Origin of the sequence: Niveispirillum sp. (assembly GCF_052437035.1) — a bacterium.
GTDB lineage: Bacteria > Pseudomonadota > Alphaproteobacteria > Azospirillales > Azospirillaceae > Niveispirillum.
The window spans coordinates 803,641-819,665 of sequence record NZ_JBQVOH010000001.1 but is presented as its reverse complement, the minus strand read 5'-3'; the positions used below and the strand labels follow the sequence as shown (position 1 = coordinate 819,665).

Sequence of the window (16,025 nt, the reverse complement as noted above, 5' to 3'; positions counted from 1 at the left end):
AAGGGATCAGCGCCCGGTCCCCACCACAATCGCGCCCAGCACGCCGGACAGGCTGTCCAAACCTGGAGGCACGATGATGTCCTGCGCGAAGGCTGGGCTTTGCAGGTATCCGGCCAGATGCGCCCGCATCGCCGCCTCCGCCGCCGCGCGCACGCCGGGCCGCTGTCCCACGCCGCCCCCCAGGATGATGCGGCGCGGTGCCGTGATCAGCAGCAGGCTGGCGCAAAGCTGCCCGATATAATCCCCCACCAGCGGCCAGACCGGGTGATCATCGCCCAGCGTTTCCGCCTTCGCCCCTACCCGCGCCGCGATGGCGGGACCGCAGGCCAGCCCTTCCAGGCAATCGCCATGGAACGGGCAATGCCCCGTATAAGGGTCACGCACCGGGTCGCGCCGGACCAGCAGGTGCCCCGCCTCCGGGTGCAGCATGCCATGCACCGGTGCGCCATTGACCACCAACCCGACACCAACCCCGGTACCGACGGTGATATAGGCAAAGTCGCGCAGGCCCCGCGCCGCACCCCAGCGCCCTTCGCCCAGGGCCGCCCCGTTCACATCGGTATCCAGGCGCACCGGCACCCCGAACCGTTCCACCAGCGGGGCCACCAGCTGTGTCTGTGACCAGCCGGGCTTGGGCGTGTTGGTGATGCGCAACCCGTCCGGGTCGGTGGGGTCCAGGCAGAGCGGGCCGAAACTGGCGATACCGATGGCATCAAACGGCTTCAGGCTGTCCAGCGCGTCGATGATGGCGGCCATGGTTGTGGCCGGGTCGGTGGTGGGAATGCGGATGGTGGGCGACAGGTCATCCGGCCCCATGCCGGCCCCGACCACCACCTTGGTCCCACCCAGTTCGATGCCCGCAACCCGCATGTCCTACCCTTCCCTTAACCGTTCTTGGCGACCAGCCAGCGCAGGCCCCAGGGGGCCATCGCCACAGACTGCGCATTGACATCCGTCCCGTCCAGCAGGTCATGCCAGTCACCAGACCCCAGCAGGCCCGACAGGTCCATGACCATGCCCTCGCCCTTGAACCAGCCCAGACAGATCAGCCGATCCCCGCCCCTGTCCGCTCGCTCAAATGCCAGCAGTGCCGGATCAGCGGTCAGCAACGGACGCGCCGGATTGCCGGCATGCAGACAGGCCCGCCCCTGGCGCAATTGTGCAAACCGCGCAATGGCCGCGTGGGTCGGCCCGCCGTCGCGGGTCCAGTCCATACGGGGACGATGCAGCCAGCGGCCATCATCATGGTCGGGTTCAGCCGCATAGTCGGTATCGTTGGTCAGTGCGCGTTCATCGCCCATATAGATGGCGGGAATACCGTCCAGCGCGAAGGTCACCCCATACAGCAGCCGCAGCCGTGCCAGTGCCGCCGCATTGTCGGCCCCGTCCCTCACGCCGACCAGCGACGCCGCCATGCCGTTGGTGGAGCGCACGGCACCGGGTTCGGCCTGAAACGCCTGTCCATCGGCAAAGGAACCGGGCACAGCGCCGGCATAGAAATCCGAAATCCAGGCCAGCGTCTCGTCCGGGATCACGCCCTTCAGCGCCCCCCAGATGATATCATCGTGGCAGCGGACATAGGTGAGCCACCCCGCCCCCACCGGCTTGGCCAACGCCTGGGTCAAACAGGTCGAAAGCGGGCGCGTATCGCCCGTGGCCAGTGCCGCCCACAGGGAGGTCATGGCGGTGTTGTTATAGGCCAGATGGCATTCCGGCTGCTTCGGCTCACCCAGGAACGGCAAAACCTCTGCCAGACCGACAATCGCCTCCGCCTTCAACGCCACCGCCGGGGCCACAATGGCCAGCGCTGCGCGCCAGGCCCGCACCACCAGATGCGTCTCCGGTAGTCCCCGGCAATCGCTGCCCTGGCGTTTCCACAGGAACGGCGCGCTGTCCAGGCGGAAGACCTCCGCCCCCTGGTTGGCCAGATACAGCAGCACGTCCATCATCTCGATGAACACCGCCGGGTTGGCGTAGTTCAAATCCCACTGAAACGGATAGAAGGTGGTCCAGACATGGCCCCCCATCTCCGGCACAAAGGTGAAGTTTCCCGGTGCCGTCTGCGGAAACACCTGCCCCAGATGCGCCTCATACGCCGCCACCTGCTCCGCACTTTCCACCACATGATAGAAATCGCGGAATTTCGGGTCGCCCGCCTTGGCGGCCAGCGCCCAGTCATGGGTGTCTGCGGTGTGATTGCAGACGATATCCAGGCACAGGCTGATCCCCCGCGCCCGAAGGTCGGACGCCAAGGCGCGTAAATCGTCGATACTGCCCAGCTTAGGGTCCACCTGCCGGAAATCAGCCACGGCAAAACCGCCGTCACTGTCGCCTTCACGCGGCTTCAGCAGGGGTAGCGGATGAAAATACCGCACGCCCAGCCGCGACAACTCATTCAGCTTCTCGCGCGTGCCGGCCAGGGTGCCGCCGAACCGGTCGATATAGGTGCAATACCCCACCATCTCCGGCTGCTGAAACCAGTCGGGCGACGCTTCACGCACCTGATCCAGTGCGCGCAGATCCGCCGGGCGGACAATCGCGGCCCCCAGAAGGCGCGCCGCCAGCTCCCCCTCCCACGCCCCTTCGCCGTAAAGCGGACGCAGGGCCGCCAGCAGCCGATGCCAATGCTGCCCTATCCGCGCAGACAAGCGGGCGGACAGATCGGCATCGTTGGGAAGGGCCAGGGGAAAGGCGGACATGGGACGGACCTGTTTTTTTTAAATTGCTCAACGATAATCACGAAAAGAAAGCCCGGCCGGGGTTCCGGAAGGAAGGAGGGGGAGGTCCCCCGGCCGGGTGCGCCACATCAGAAGCTGTATTTCAGCGTGGCAGTGCTGGTACGCCCGTTGATGGAGCGGGCACGGATGATGTTGTCGATGCCATTGGTGATGGAGCCTTCTTCGGCTTCCGTCAGGCCCTTGGCATTGAACAGATTGTTGACATTGATGGAAAGCGACAGGCCATCGGTGATGGCGGCATCGGCGAACAGGTTCACCTGGGCATAGCCGGGCATCACCAACTCGTTATTGTCCTGGGCATAGGACTTCGTGGTGCCGATGATGTTGGCGCCCAGCGTATAGCCCTCATAGCTGTAGGACGGCGTCAGCTGATAGATCAGCTTGGCCTGACGACGGGGCGTATTGCCCTTGACCGCCGGGGTCAGCGCATCCTTAGAAATCTCTGCATCGGTCCAGGTGGCCCCACCGCTCAGCAGGAAACCCTCATAGCGGTAGGTGGCTTCCAGCTCGATACCCTTGGCCGTATAGGTCCGGTCAAAGAAGCGCTGGCTGGTCGCCTCGAAATTCTGTTCCTGGGTCTTGGCATAGAAGGCGGTGGCAAAGACGCTGACATCTTCCCCGCGCCACTTCAGGCCGGCCTCATACTGGTCGACCATATCGACCGCATCCTGCTTGGCGACAGAGCCGTCAGCGCGCAGACGGCCGAACAGCAGACGGTCGGCATTGGCGCGGCCACCCTGGCTGACGCGGGCAAAGGCGGCCAGATCAGGATCAATCATATAATTGGCACCCACCGACCAGGACCAATAACCCCAGTCGTAACTGATCTTCTGCGGGTTGGCGCTGTCGATCACCGACACCGACCGTTCCGGAACATTGATGGTGCCATCGCGATTGACATCGACCTGGGCCTGACGGCTGGCGATATAATGGCCGCGCGCCTGCCCTTCATCCCGGCGCAACGAAGCATCCAGGTTCCACTGCCCCATTTCCCACGCCGCCGACACATAGGGCGCGTCGATCGTGTATTGCGCGTCATAGCGGCGGGTGCAGCAATTGCCCCACAGCGGCACGCCATAGGCCAGCAGACCATTGCTGGTCAGCTTCTGCCCAGCAGCGTTATAGACATCCAGCAACCGTCCATCGCGGCCGTTGACGTCCATGACATAGGTGTTCCACAGCCAGTCCATCTCGATATTCTGGCGGGCCTTGTAGTAACCGGCCGTCAGGTCGATGGTGCTGTCACCGCTGATGATGGACTTGGTCAGCTTGAAGTCGTTGGCCAGATTGGAGAAATCATTGATCTCCACATCGAACAGCGCGACCCGCGTGGCCAGCCCATTGCCGTTCAACGCCGCGGGCGTGCCGATGGACGACCCATCGGTATTGCGCAAGCTGGCACCCGTACCGCCGATGGCAACCGCCAGTGCCTGGGCGCCCATCACTTCCTGCGGGAACGGGCTGACGAAGCGGCCCGACGTATCGGCCACGCGCAGCTTGTTGGACACCGCCCAGCCATCGGCCAGATCAAACTTGAATTCCCCGCCCACCGCCGTGGACACCGGGTGCATCCCGTCCTTCAGGCTGCTGGTGCGGACATTATTGTCGCCATCCAGCCCGACATTGGTCAGGAAGTTGGGCGTGTGCAGGCTGTCGGTCAACAGGCTGAAATTGTTGATAGAGCGGATCTTGGGATCGCTGTTGGTCCCGCTGACCAGTACCGGCTGCGGCAGATAGCCGATGGCGCGGTCGTTCAGATACTTGAAATAGACCCGCGCATAGCCGTTCTCGAACTTGCGGGTCAGGTTGGCCTTGATCTGGCCGCCGCTCTCCGCATTGTAATTGGCGTTCCGGACACCCTCGCCCTCGCGGTAGAAGCCGCCGATATGGGCCGTCCAATTGTCGCCGATGGCGCCGCCGAACTCAAAATCGCCGCGCGTCGTGTCGTAGTCCAGGCCGCGCGTCACGGCGAAGCTGCCGCCTTCCTTGTCGCCGGTCTTGGAGATGAAGTTGATGACGCCACCCGGCGAATTGCTGGCCAGCGTGCTGGCCGAACCACCGCGGATCGCCTCGACCCGCGCCACATTGCTGTCGGCGCGCAGGAAGATGTCGGCATTACCAAAGGCCACGTCGCCAAATTCCATGACGGGCAGGCCGTCTTCGTGCAGTTGCAGGAACTTGGCACCGCCGGCAGCCACCGGCAGGCCGCGCACCGCGATATTGGCATTGCCCTCGCCGCCCGTGGATTCAGAGCGCACACCGGGGATATTGCGGAAAATCTCCGCCGTGCTGCGCGGGGCGGACTGCATCAGGTCATCCGCTGACAGGGCGGAAACGGAGACGGAACTGCGCATCTTGGAGGTCTGGCTGACCACAGCGGTCACCACGATCTCTTCCATTTGCAGATCATCGCTCTGCGCCGGTGCCTCTGCCTGGGCCGCCTGCGCGACCTGGGTTTCCTGGGCGTGGGCCATCGACAGGCTCAACGCCGTCAGCGCCGCGCCCATGGCGGACGCACGCATCAGAATGCACTTCATTTGGGTTCTCTCCCTCTGGGACCAGTTTGGCCAGATATCGGGCGCCGTTATCCGGCTCCCATTTGCTTCGAGGATGAGAATAAGCCATCTGCAATCGTTTGCAAGTCTGATTTTGCACAATCAGCCTGATCTTGGTCCGGCTGATTGTGCACCCCTGTGGAAACCCCTTGATCTCAAAGCCTTGACTGCGCGCGGGACGGCCAGACCTGTAACCATAAAGTTACAATCGTTTGCGACGCAGCAGACCTACCGCCCCGCCGTCTCCCGACGCAGGTCAAAAATGCGCTCGTAAATCGCCTTGCGCATGCGGTTCACGCCCCCCAGCGGCTTATGGTCGGGCAGCGCGTGCCAGGGGTTGTAGGAACTGGCCTCACACGCTGCATTCTGCGGTTCGGTGTTGAAATCCTGCTGCGGGATATCGATCCGCGCCACCTCCTGGAACGGTGCTTCCGTCTCCGACCATTCATAGCGCGGGTCCTCCACGCTCATATCGCCGGTCCGCACCTGTACCATGAAGCGCATGCAGGCCCCGCCTGTCTTCAGGGTCTCCACCATGGCGGCGCGCAGATAGTTCGGGTCCTTGGTCTTTGGGATGACCACGGGCTTCGGCTCGCACGGCATGGCGGAGTATTTCACGGCCACCGCGTCCGCCCCGCTGCCCAGCTGATACGGCACCATGGACCAGTAGCGGGTATTGAGCGGGTTATCGATCAGCGAGCTGGTGGCATCCACGGCGTTGATCGTGCCTTTCAACCCGATGGACAGGGGCACCAGCACCGGCAACAGCCACTGTGTCAGTTTGCTGGGGCTGTCATTATAGCCGACCAGCTTTTCATAATCCTTCGGCTCCGCCACCAGGAAGGTGGGGAAATTGATCATGATGAAATCCTGCGACGGCGCCGCCCCCGGCGCCACCGCCAGCGGCGTGCCGGGCAGCGGCTGTTCACTGCTGCCCAGCACCTTCACCGCCATGCCGCGCCCATCCTTGTCATAGTCAGGGCGGTTGGGATTCTCGTTGGAATTGGAATAGCGGATAATGGCGTTATAGGCGCCGGGGCTGGCGAACAGCCCGTGGCGCAGCGCCGCCGGCACCGCATCACCCACCGTGAAGGTGGCGGCGACGCAGCCATGCGGCTTGGGGTGCGCGTCGCGGCGCACCGGCACATTGGCGTACATGCGCTCCAGATGGGCATAGATGATGGCGGCCACACGGGCGGCTGCATCCACCTCCCCCGGTGCCAGCTTCTCCCCCGGCCCATCGGCGGCGGGATATGTGGCCGGATCGATGGGCCGGTAGTAGGCGTCGCCGCGTTCGGCACAGCCCGACAGCAGGGCCATGCCGGCCGCCGCCAGGCACAACCCCTCCTTCAACCGTTTGGTCATCTGCGTCCCCCGGCCTTACAGCGTCTTCAGGAATTCGATCAGCGCCTGCTTGTCCGCATCCGACAGCTCTGTGCCATAAAGCTTGCCGGAATGGCCGGAATTCAGGTTGCCGGGGAAGCCCGTGTCATATTCATAGGTCGGGCGGTTCGCGTCCGGCCCCGTCTGATAGCCGACATGGACCGGGTCGAACTCCCGGCTGCCGACATGGAACTTGGTAGGTCGCTTCGTCTCGTCGGTCAGCAGGGCCGCCAGATTGGGGACGGAACCATTATGCAGATAGGGTGCCGTGGCCCAGATGCCCGTCAGTGGCCGCGCCTTATACGAACGCGGGTCCGCCTTGTCGTCAAACGACCCGGTATAGGTCTTGGACAGGCGGGCGGCGGCGATGGTTTCGCTGAAATCTGACGTCAGCACCCCCACCACCTGCGTGGTCAGCGCGTCGCCCCGGTTATCCAGCGTGTCGCCATAGGCCTTCTGCCAGAACAGCAGCGGGCTGATCGGCTTCTGCCCTTCCAGCTTGCCGCTTTCCCAGGCCAGCCCCGTGGCCTTGTTCATGCGCAGCAGGAAATTGTCGGCCATGCCCGGATCGGTGCCGATCACCGATGTCTGGATCAGGGTCGCCTGATAATCATTGCCCTGCTTGTCGCGCGCGATGACCTGATGGCACAGGACGCAGTTCACGCCATCGGGCGTTTCCCCGCGATAGATCTTGGCCCCCTTGGCCGCCAGTTCCTTGTCAATCGCCGGCAGGATGCTTTCCGGCCAGGGGGGGGAGCGCAGGGTGGACAGCCAGTTCTCAATATGGCCCAGATTGTCGGTCAGCACCGTGGAGGCATAGCCAAAGCGCGGGTCCTTGCCCGGCACGTTGCCGAACGTGCCGTCCGGCGTGGTCCATTGCGACGGGTCCTTGGCCGTCACGCGGATGCGGCCATAAACGCCCAGCACCTCACCCACATTGCGGGCCAGCGGGCCGACGCCCAGCCCCAGCACAGATTTGTTGGGCGCAAAACCGTTCCACTGCACCACGTCCGACTGCGGCGCCCCCCACAGGAACGGATAGCTGACGGGTGCGTTGGATGGCGAGTAATTGGCCTGATCGACGGCAATATTAAAGCCGGAGACCTGATTGAAAATCGCGCCGATAGCATCAATGCGGCCATTACCGGGCAGCGGCACATATTTCTCGCGGATCACCGCGTCGGCCTGCCCCCGCGCCTCGGGCGCCAGGGCGCGCAGACCCGCCTTCAAATTCTCGTTCTTGGCCTGATAGGCGCCATAGGTATCGGTACCCGGCCGTTCATCGACGGGGCATTCCCTGCTATTATGGCTGCCGCACAGGTTCCGGCGCAGATATTCCGACAGCCACATCTGATGTTCGGCCATCTGGCCTTTCAGAACATTGCGCGCCTCCTTCGTATCGGCAGGCAGGAATCCCTTGGACACCAGGTTCGCGACAAACCGGTCAAACTTCTCCGGCGTTTCGGAGGTGACCAGCAGCGCGTCCAGCAGCTCCGCATTGAAGCGATAGAAATCGCCCAGCGACGGTGCGCCATCGATGATCAGCGACTTGCCCTGGAAATCCAGCTTGTTGGTATGGCAGGCGGCACAGTTCGGCCCGGCCCAGGCCATGCCCGGCGTGCCATCGGCCCCCTTCATCCCCGGCGTCACCGTGAACCCGATGGGCAGCGCCTCCGGGTTCCACACATCCTTCTGCGCGGGGATATAGCCCAGTCGCTCCATATTGGCCGGCGCAATAAACCGATCCTGGCTATTGGCCTGTTCCACGACGACCAACCAGCCATAGGGCACCATCCACGACCCTTGCGGCGTGAACCAGAAGGCCCGGCGCTGCGCCGCCGACCAACCCTGATCCACCCCCCACCAGGCCGGCCAGCCATCCCAACCGGGCGCCAGCTCCGCCACCTTGCCCGTGTCCGGCACGGAGGTCCATTGCGGCACGGGCAGCTTGCCGGCAGGATTGCTCCCCACCTGCACATACCCCTTATCGGCCCCACACCCCGCCAGCCCCAAGCCGACTGCCAGCAACGGCAACGCCGTCAGCAGTGCCTTACCCTTCCCCATGCTCTTCCCCCGTCGCATGCGTGGCCCGGAAGGGCCTGAGTTCGCCGCAGAATTGCATGAACGGGGGAGTTGGGCAATGGCGGATGGGTGTGGGGGATATGCGAAATTGAGCGGAAGAAAGCTAGCGAACCTGGCACCCAGTTCCTGTTAGGTATAACGTTCTCATTAGCCGCTAGACTCATGAACCGCTAGAATTTGCACACAGATTGAACAAAGTGCTTGAATTTTTTAGCAAAGAAATTTAGCTAAACTTTATACGACTGAATGGAGCAATCATGAAGCAGATAGCCATTTTTAATCATAAAGGCGGCGTTGCAAAAACCACAATGACGTTTCACTTAGCGTGGATGCTCGCCATGCTAGGAAAAAGAACTATGGTCGTTGACTGCGATCCTCAGTGTAATTTAACCGGTGTTTTTCTCGGTGATATTGATGCCGAAGACTATCCTTTCGAGAGCCAATCCCCCCAAAAGCCAAGAAATATCCGCGATGCAGTAAGGCCAGCTTTTGAATCAAGACCTTATATGATACAAGCCTCAGAAATTTTTAAATCTACAAAACAGGACGGTCTCTATTTACTGCCAGGACATGTTGGTTTGTCAGAGTACGAAAGCCAATTAGCAGTCGCACATGAGCTGAGCAATACCTTATCTGCATTACAAAACATTCCCGGTGCACTTCACCACGCGATCAAAAAAACAGGAGAACATAATGATATTGATTTTGCATTAATTGATATGAGTCCAAGTTTAGGTGCAATTAATCAGAATCTCTTTATGACTAGCCATGCATTTATTATACCCATGGCACCAGACCTATTCTCAGCCATGGCTTTGAGGTCGCTTGCACGCACTCTTCCTAAGTGGGCCGAGTGGGGGAAAAAAGCTGCCAATAATGCTATCTTAAGGTCAGCCGACTACCCATTCCCGGATGTAATACCGAAGTACATCGGGTCTTCAGTACAGAATTTTCGAAAAAGAGCGAGAAACAATGAGGAAGCTAAGCCGACGTATGCTTTTCAGAAGTGGTTTGAACGTTTAAAAGAAGCCAAGAAGAATGATCTTTTATTATCCCTGAAAAATTCAAATATGTTACTTCGAGAGGAGGATTATCAGGAAGCTAACGCACCATTAGACCAGTTCCTAATGGAAATTGGCGCTCTTGACGGACTTATTGCCACCGCCCAAGAAATTGCTAAACCTGTGTTTGCAATAGATCTTAGTACTGACACCACATACACAGGTAATGTCGCTGATACCTATCGCGTGAAGATCAATGACGTTCGCCGGGGCTTTGAAGCTGGCGCTCGTAAGCTCATCGCATTAACGGATAAATTCTGATGACTACAAGATTTAACGAAGCGATAGCCACCTTCGAGCACGCTATGGACCGTGCTCGGCAAATGATAAGCCTGTATGATGCGCTTTCAGCAATAAGGCGAGGCGACCCTGCGAATGATGATGCTTTGAGGTCGGCATATTTTCAGGCGGTGAGCTCGTTTGATTTTTTTGCACACGAGTTAGCTGCAATAGAGGCAAAACATCGATTCTCAACAGGAGTGCGAACTAGAAATATTGCACTGCCCATGGAAGTCATGACAATAGCTAATATCGAAGAGAGAGTTTCTACTGCTGAAGCGCAGATTAGGCAGTCTAACTCTTACAAGGCTTTTGTTGACCCCGCTAAGCTTGCTGAGATGTTGGCCTGTTACTGCGAGAAGCCTTGGATGAGCATATGTACGAACATGAATCTAGGCAAACCTACTTCTGAACAAAGAAGCCCCGTCGATGTTAAAGGTCAACTGAAAAGTATTTGGAAACGACGCAATCAGATCGCTCATGAAGCAGATGTTAATCCCATGTTATCTGGCATCTCATTGTGGCCTATATATAAATCTGACACGGAGTTTACAATATCATTTATGCTTGAAATTGGCCGGCAATTACCTATTGTTATTTCAACCCCACTTCCAGAATTAGACAATACAATAGACATTGAAAGTGATGAGCAAGGATAGATGGTGATTTTACTTCAAAAGATCGGACAGGTGCGCTATTATTTTATTAATTTTAGCGCACCCTCTCCAGATAATTTAATAAATTAATGAGGCGTATTATAAAAATATTTAATGTCCAAGATTAGATACTAAAAATAATTACTTATGCATTAAATTGCAACTTCAATTAATATTTTTTGCAATCGTTTGCAAAACCCCAAAACCCAGCGTATGATCCCCTCAACATCGGGCGAACGCCCCTATAAGTCGATCCGGGGAGGATGCGTGCATGAGTGACGGGTTTGGCCAGCTCTCAACGCTGGATGCGGGGATTATCGGGCTGTATCTGGTGGCGATTGTCGCACTGGGGCTTTACGCCTCGCGGCAATCGCGCACGGCCACGGATTATTTCCTGGCGGCGCGCAGTTCGACCTGGCCCACCATCGGGCTGGCGCTGCTGGCGTCCAACATTTCCTCCACCACCCTGATCGGGTTGGCGGGGGCGGCCTATGCCACGGGCATTGCCGTCTATAATTATGAATGGATGGCCAGTGTCGTGCTGGTCTTTTTCTGCCTGTTCCTGCTGCCCGTCATCCTGCGCAGTCAGGTCTACACGATGCCGGAATTCCTGGAACGACGGTTCGACGGCTCCATCCGGCTCTATTTCTCCGGCCTGACCATCTTCCTGAACATCGTGGTGGATACGGCGGGCACGCTGTTTGGCGGGGCCTTGATGTTCAAGCTGATCTTCCCCGACGTGCCGCTGTGGCAGATCGCGGGCCTGCTGGCCCTGGCGGCGGGTGCCTATACGGCGGCGGGCGGGTTGAAGGCCGTGCTGGTGACAGAGGTGGTGCAGGCTGTGATCCTGTGCGGGGCGTCGGTGTTCGTGGCCGTCTTCGCCTTTGACAAGGCCGGCGGCTGGGATGCCGTGATGGCCGGGGTGGAGGCGCAGAAGATGAGCCTGATCCGCCCCGCCGACGACCCGTCCCTGCCCTGGACCGGGCTGATCACCGGCGTGCCGCTGATCGGGCTTTATTTCTGGTGCACCAACCAGTTCATGGTGCAGCGGGTTCTGTCCGCCAAAGACCTGAACCATGGCCGCTGGGGCAGCCTGTTTGCGGGCCTGCTGAAACTGCCGGTGCTGTTCTTGATGGTGCTGCCGGGTTCTGCCGCCATCCTGATGTATCCCAATCTGGAACGCCCGGATCTGGTCTATCCCACCTTGATCTTCGACCTGCTGCCCGTCGGCATCATCGGCATTGTTGTGGCCGGCTTCCTGGCCGCCATCATGTCGTCGATTGCCAGCACGTTTAATTCCGCCTCCACCCTGGTCACCATGGATTTCGTGCGCCGGTTCCGGCCCGACGTGTCACAGGCGTCGCTGGTCCGCATCGGCCGCATCACGACGCTGTGCTTCATGGTGCTGTCGGTGGCCTGGGTGCCGGTGGTGGAGACGATGACCGACACGCTGTGGCAATATTTGCAGGCCGTCCTGGCCTATGCCGTGCCGCCCGTGGTCGCGCTGTTCCTGGCCGGCATCTTCTGGCGTCGCGCCAATGTCGCCGGCGCGCGGGCCGGTGTGGTGGTGGGCCTGCTGGTAGGTGGCTACCTGTTCTACGGCATCCAGGTGTCGGGTTCGATCCAGCTGCATTTCCTGCTGGCCGCGACCCTGCTGTTCGCCTGCTCGCTGGCTGCCGTCATCATCGCCAGCCTGATCACCCCGCCGCCGAGCCTTGAAAAGACCGAAACCCTGATGTGGACCCGCGCAGATTTCGACGCCGAAACCCGGTCCTTGGCTGGTCAGCCCCTGTGGCAGAATTACCGCGTACAGGCGGTGGCGCTGCTGGCCCTGACGGCGGTGATTGTGTGGGTGTTCCGGTAAACAGGGGGGCTTCCGGTTTGCCGGAAGCCCCACCGGCGGCGACCGCCGCCGCGCGGCACATGCCGCGTAAGCCAAGCCGCGGATGCGGCGCCGGCGCGTGAGGAACGAAAGCTAACTCCCGCACGACTTCCTGATAACCAGTTCCGCCGGCATGGTAGCGGAGGGGGTATTCTCCCCCTCCATCCGGCGGAACAGCAGGTCGATCATCACCTTGGCCCCGCGCGCCAGATCCTGGCGCACGCTGGTCAGGGCCGGGCTGACATAGGCGGCGATGGTGATATCGTCGAACCCGACCACGGCCACATCGTCGGGCACGCGCAGGCCGGCGGCGTTCAGCGCCTTGATGGCCGCGATGGCGATCACGTCCGACACGGCAAAGATGGCATCGAACGGCACCTTGCTGTCGATCAACCCGCGCACCGTGTCATAGGCGGTATCGACGGTGAAATGCGCGGGCGCCAGCAGGGCCGGGTCCTCCGCAATGCCGGCGGCGGCCAGGGCGCGGCGATAGCCGTCATAGCGCAACCCCACCTCCGGCAGGTCGGGCACGCCCAGAAAGGCGATACGCCGCCTTCCCTTCTGCACCAGATGCTCCACCGCCAGCCGCGCGCCGCCGATATTGTCGGACCCGACCGAACAGTAAAGCTGGCTGGGCAGATGCGCGCCCCAGACGACCAGCGGCAGATAGGTGCGGGCCACCGCGTTCAACGCCTCATGCTGATCGCTCTGCCCGATGACGATCAGGCCGTCGGCCTTCTGCGACTGGATCAGCCGGTCCTGCCACCCCGGCTCCGGCCGCGCCACCTTGGTCAGCAGCACATTGTAATCGCGCGCCGTGATCTCATCGGCCAGCCGTCCCAGCAGCTCGATGAAGAACGGGTCGGAAATCAGCTGCCCCACCTCATGGCCCAGCGGGATGACGACACCGATGGTGCGGGTCTTCTTCAGGCGCAGATTGCGGGCCTGTTCATTGATGACATAGCCCTGCTCCTGCGCGAGCGCCAGAATCTCCTCACGCTTGGCCTGCGGCACCAGGGTGCTGCCGGCCAGCGCGCGGGAAACCGTGGAAACCGACACGCCCGCCATCCGGGCAATGTCCGCCATCTTGATCGGTGCCGCCATGCCCCACTGCCCTGCGCTTAAAGCCAACCGGCGGCCAAGCTAGCAGAGGCGGCGGCCAAGCGCCAATCCCTGCTGACAGCCCTTCAGAGATGGCGGGGGCGGTTCGGATGTGGCATGTTCATGGAATGACAGTCATTGCCCGCAAATCCGCCGGTTACATACTTTGCTTGGTTGCCGGCCTGCTGGTATCGGCGCCTGACGCTGCACCTTCCACCGACGCGTCCTGTCCGCCCGACCTCCACCTAGCCAAGCTTGTCGCCGGATCAGATTTCATCCTGACAGGCCGTATGCAGATCGACCGGCAACAGTTTATCGCGGAAGCAGGCAAGCCGTCACCGAACTGGATAGAAATTCCAGCAAAGATCGACCACCTCATGAAAGGTGAAAATCTGACGGAGCCACTTATACGCTTTGATCCAAAGCACACGCCCTACAAACCGTCGAATGATGCTGTCCTCGGGCTTTCAGGTTTACCAACGATCATGTTTCTAACCCAAGTGGATGAAGGGCCACGCGGTCTTTATTTCGCCGGTTACACGCCTGACGCCTTGAGACCGGTAACGGAACAGTCCATCGGCGAGATAAAGGCCGAAATTCTACGCCAGGCTGAAATCCTACGCTTATGGCGCGCAGACACCACGCTCCCCCACTTTGAAGAAGTACGGGCACTGATCGTGCACCTCGGACATGTCAGCGGCGCGGAACAACAACGCGTCTTCGACCAGTTGGAAGCGCTCGGATATCCAGCCGTGCCGGCCATCATCGCTCAAATGGACAACCGTCAACCGCTGCTGACCCATTCAATATCCTTGGTCAATCACGCCAAGAACGCATTTGAAGGCATGCGTCATTACGGCCCTGATCAAGTTGTCGATGCGCTTGACGCCATCCTTAACCAGATCACCGGCGAGAGCTTCGGATCAATCCAGAATGGTGGATCGGATCGGGAGCGAGAGGCCTCTGTCGCCGGTTGGCGGGTCTATGCTGCTACTCTCAGATGTCAGAAATGACGGAAATCTCCGTCTGCTATCACGCCTGACCGCATCCTTCGGCTGCTCTCAAGTTCGAAATCCGTTAGCAGTAGGATGATGTAAAAGCCCAGTCTTTGAAGAACAACTGGCCGCCTTATTTGCCAGAACGTCTCAGCCCCGCCGGAAACCGACGGGGCCTTGTAAAACTAGCTGCCGAAGCCGAGTATCACTCCCACTCAATCGTGCCCGGCGGCTTCGACGTGATGTCGTAGGTGACGCGGTTGATGCCCCGCACCTCGTTGATGATGGGAAAATCACCGCCATAAATGAGTTAACGCATTGAAATAACACATATTAAATCGACAGCAAGAGACTCAAGGCGACCACAAGTCCACACAAAATCACACATATCAGTGATTTCGACCAACTGACATCGCGTGGCCTGCTCACCGAAATATCACCACATGATAGAGGCCGGTGACTTATATCCCAATTGGGATTTCCGCTGTCTTCCATTTGCCCTTGGCATTATCAATCGGAATATGGGGGCGAATCTCATCAACCGTCCGAACATGCAAGATCGGGGTTGTCTTATCCATATCCCAAATATGAAAGAGATAGGCTTCACCAATCTGGTCAGCGTTATCCCATTCGTTCCGCGTGATAATAAATCGCAATGGTGAGGCCACCGTGGACTTCACCTCAATAAGCAGGTTTCGCTCACCGGAAGCGGACGGTCGATAGGACAGCACGTCATATCCCGCAGTGTTGTCTTCGATCGCCATCCAGATGGGCAAGCGATCAATGCGAAGCGCCGCAAGCTCACGCTGTTCAGCCTCCAACGACAAGGACTCCGCTTGTCGGGCACGGTCCAATCTCTCTTGATCAAAGTTCAGCCGTACCCGACCTTGGATATGGTCCCACCAAGCGATATCGCCCCGTGAGGGGGGTTCGTCCAAGAGCTTTGCTTCCCTAAAAACACTTCGGATGTCGCGATACTCGTCACCCTTTATCCGCTTGATGAAGCGGCCACGACCGAGTGTCATCAGCTTAGCAAAAGCAGGCATCTCCCTCAGCAAAACCGCCAAAATGCATTCGCGATAGAAAAGGACATTGTCATAAGGCGCGCTTGGCGCAACCAGTGCGTGGAGCAAAAATGCCGCATCTAAATCGTACGCTTTGGCATGAGGTGAATGCGCCAATAAGGCTGCGGGACAATCGTCGATCTTGACCCCAGGCACTGACGCAATAACACTGCGCATCAGCCGCAGGCCCTCAAAGGCAGACAGCGTGAAAAGGCGATCAAACTCCATG

Annotated in this window: 11 protein-coding genes and 1 pseudogene; 4 read left to right on the top strand and 8 right to left on the bottom strand. The window is 59.8% G+C overall.

Features of this window, described 5'->3' with window-relative positions; translation table 11 throughout:
* Nucleotides 1–6: 6 nt before the first annotated feature.
* The 5 genes from ACT6Q8_RS03915 to ACT6Q8_RS03895 all read right to left on the bottom strand — a co-directional run bounded on the left by ACT6Q8_RS03915 (nt 7) and on the right by ACT6Q8_RS03895 (nt 8,740).
* Entirely contained in the window at nt 7–870 is an 864-nt protein-coding gene (locus ACT6Q8_RS03915; protein ID WP_444734037.1) for an ROK family protein, read from the bottom strand.
* 14 nt (nt 871–884) lie between these two features.
* Nucleotides 885–2,699 carry an alpha-amylase family glycosyl hydrolase gene (locus ACT6Q8_RS03910; protein ID WP_444734036.1) on the bottom strand — a complete coding sequence of 605 codons (1,815 nt, stop codon included), beginning with the start codon at nt 2,697–2,699 and terminating at the stop codon, nt 885–887.
* A 107-nt stretch (nt 2,700–2,806) separates the two neighbouring features.
* Nucleotides 2,807–5,275 (bottom strand): TonB-dependent receptor domain-containing protein, encoded by a 2,469-nt coding sequence (locus ACT6Q8_RS03905; protein ID WP_444734035.1) that lies wholly within the window; start codon nt 5,273–5,275, stop codon nt 2,807–2,809.
* 246 nt (nt 5,276–5,521) lie between these two features.
* A complete protein-coding gene (locus tag ACT6Q8_RS03900; RefSeq protein WP_444734034.1) occupies nt 5,522–6,658 on the bottom strand; it encodes a catalase family protein in 1,137 nt (378 codons plus the stop codon).
* Nucleotides 6,659–6,673: 15 nt separating this feature from the next.
* Nucleotides 6,674–8,740 (bottom strand): di-heme-cytochrome C peroxidase, encoded by a 2,067-nt coding sequence (locus ACT6Q8_RS03895; protein WP_444734033.1) that lies wholly within the window; start codon nt 8,738–8,740, stop codon nt 6,674–6,676.
* A 275-nt stretch (nt 8,741–9,015) separates the two neighbouring features.
* On the opposite strand from ACT6Q8_RS03895, the gene ACT6Q8_RS03890 reads away from it, so the two are divergent.
* The 3 genes from ACT6Q8_RS03890 to ACT6Q8_RS03880 all read left to right on the top strand — a co-directional run bounded on the left by ACT6Q8_RS03890 (nt 9,016) and on the right by ACT6Q8_RS03880 (nt 12,618).
* Nucleotides 9,016–10,080, top strand: a complete 1,065-nt coding sequence (locus ACT6Q8_RS03890) for a ParA family protein (RefSeq protein WP_444734032.1) — start codon at nt 9,016–9,018, stop codon at nt 10,078–10,080.
* Nucleotides 10,080–10,757 (top strand): hypothetical protein, encoded by a 678-nt coding sequence (locus ACT6Q8_RS03885; protein ID WP_444734031.1) that lies wholly within the window; start codon nt 10,080–10,082, stop codon nt 10,755–10,757. The genes ACT6Q8_RS03890 and ACT6Q8_RS03885 overlap by 1 nt, the downstream gene beginning before the upstream one ends.
* Before the next feature lie 268 nt (nt 10,758–11,025).
* Entirely contained in the window at nt 11,026–12,618 is a 1,593-nt protein-coding gene (locus ACT6Q8_RS03880; RefSeq protein ID WP_444734030.1) for a sodium:solute symporter, read from the top strand.
* Nucleotides 12,619–12,729: 111 nt separating this feature from the next.
* Here ACT6Q8_RS03880 and ACT6Q8_RS03875 read toward each other — a convergent pair whose 3' ends face one another.
* Nucleotides 12,730–13,740, bottom strand: a complete 1,011-nt coding sequence (locus tag ACT6Q8_RS03875) for a LacI family DNA-binding transcriptional regulator (protein ID WP_444734029.1) — start codon at nt 13,738–13,740, stop codon at nt 12,730–12,732.
* 125 nt (nt 13,741–13,865) lie between these two features.
* Between ACT6Q8_RS03875 and ACT6Q8_RS03870 the strand changes: the two genes are divergently transcribed.
* Nucleotides 13,866–14,750, top strand: a complete 885-nt coding sequence (locus ACT6Q8_RS03870; RefSeq protein ID WP_444734028.1) for a hypothetical protein — start codon at nt 13,866–13,868, stop codon at nt 14,748–14,750.
* A 187-nt stretch (nt 14,751–14,937) separates the two neighbouring features.
* On the opposite strand, the pseudogene ACT6Q8_RS03865 reads toward ACT6Q8_RS03870, so the two are convergent.
* Nucleotides 14,938–15,018, bottom strand: a pseudogene (locus ACT6Q8_RS03865) (GMP synthase (glutamine-hydrolyzing)); the annotation flags it as partial.
* Between the two features lie 175 nt (nt 15,019–15,193).
* Entirely contained in the window at nt 15,194–16,024 is an 831-nt protein-coding gene (locus tag ACT6Q8_RS03860) for a DUF3883 domain-containing protein (RefSeq protein WP_444734027.1), read from the bottom strand.
* Between the last annotated feature and the right edge of the window lies 1 nt (nt 16,025).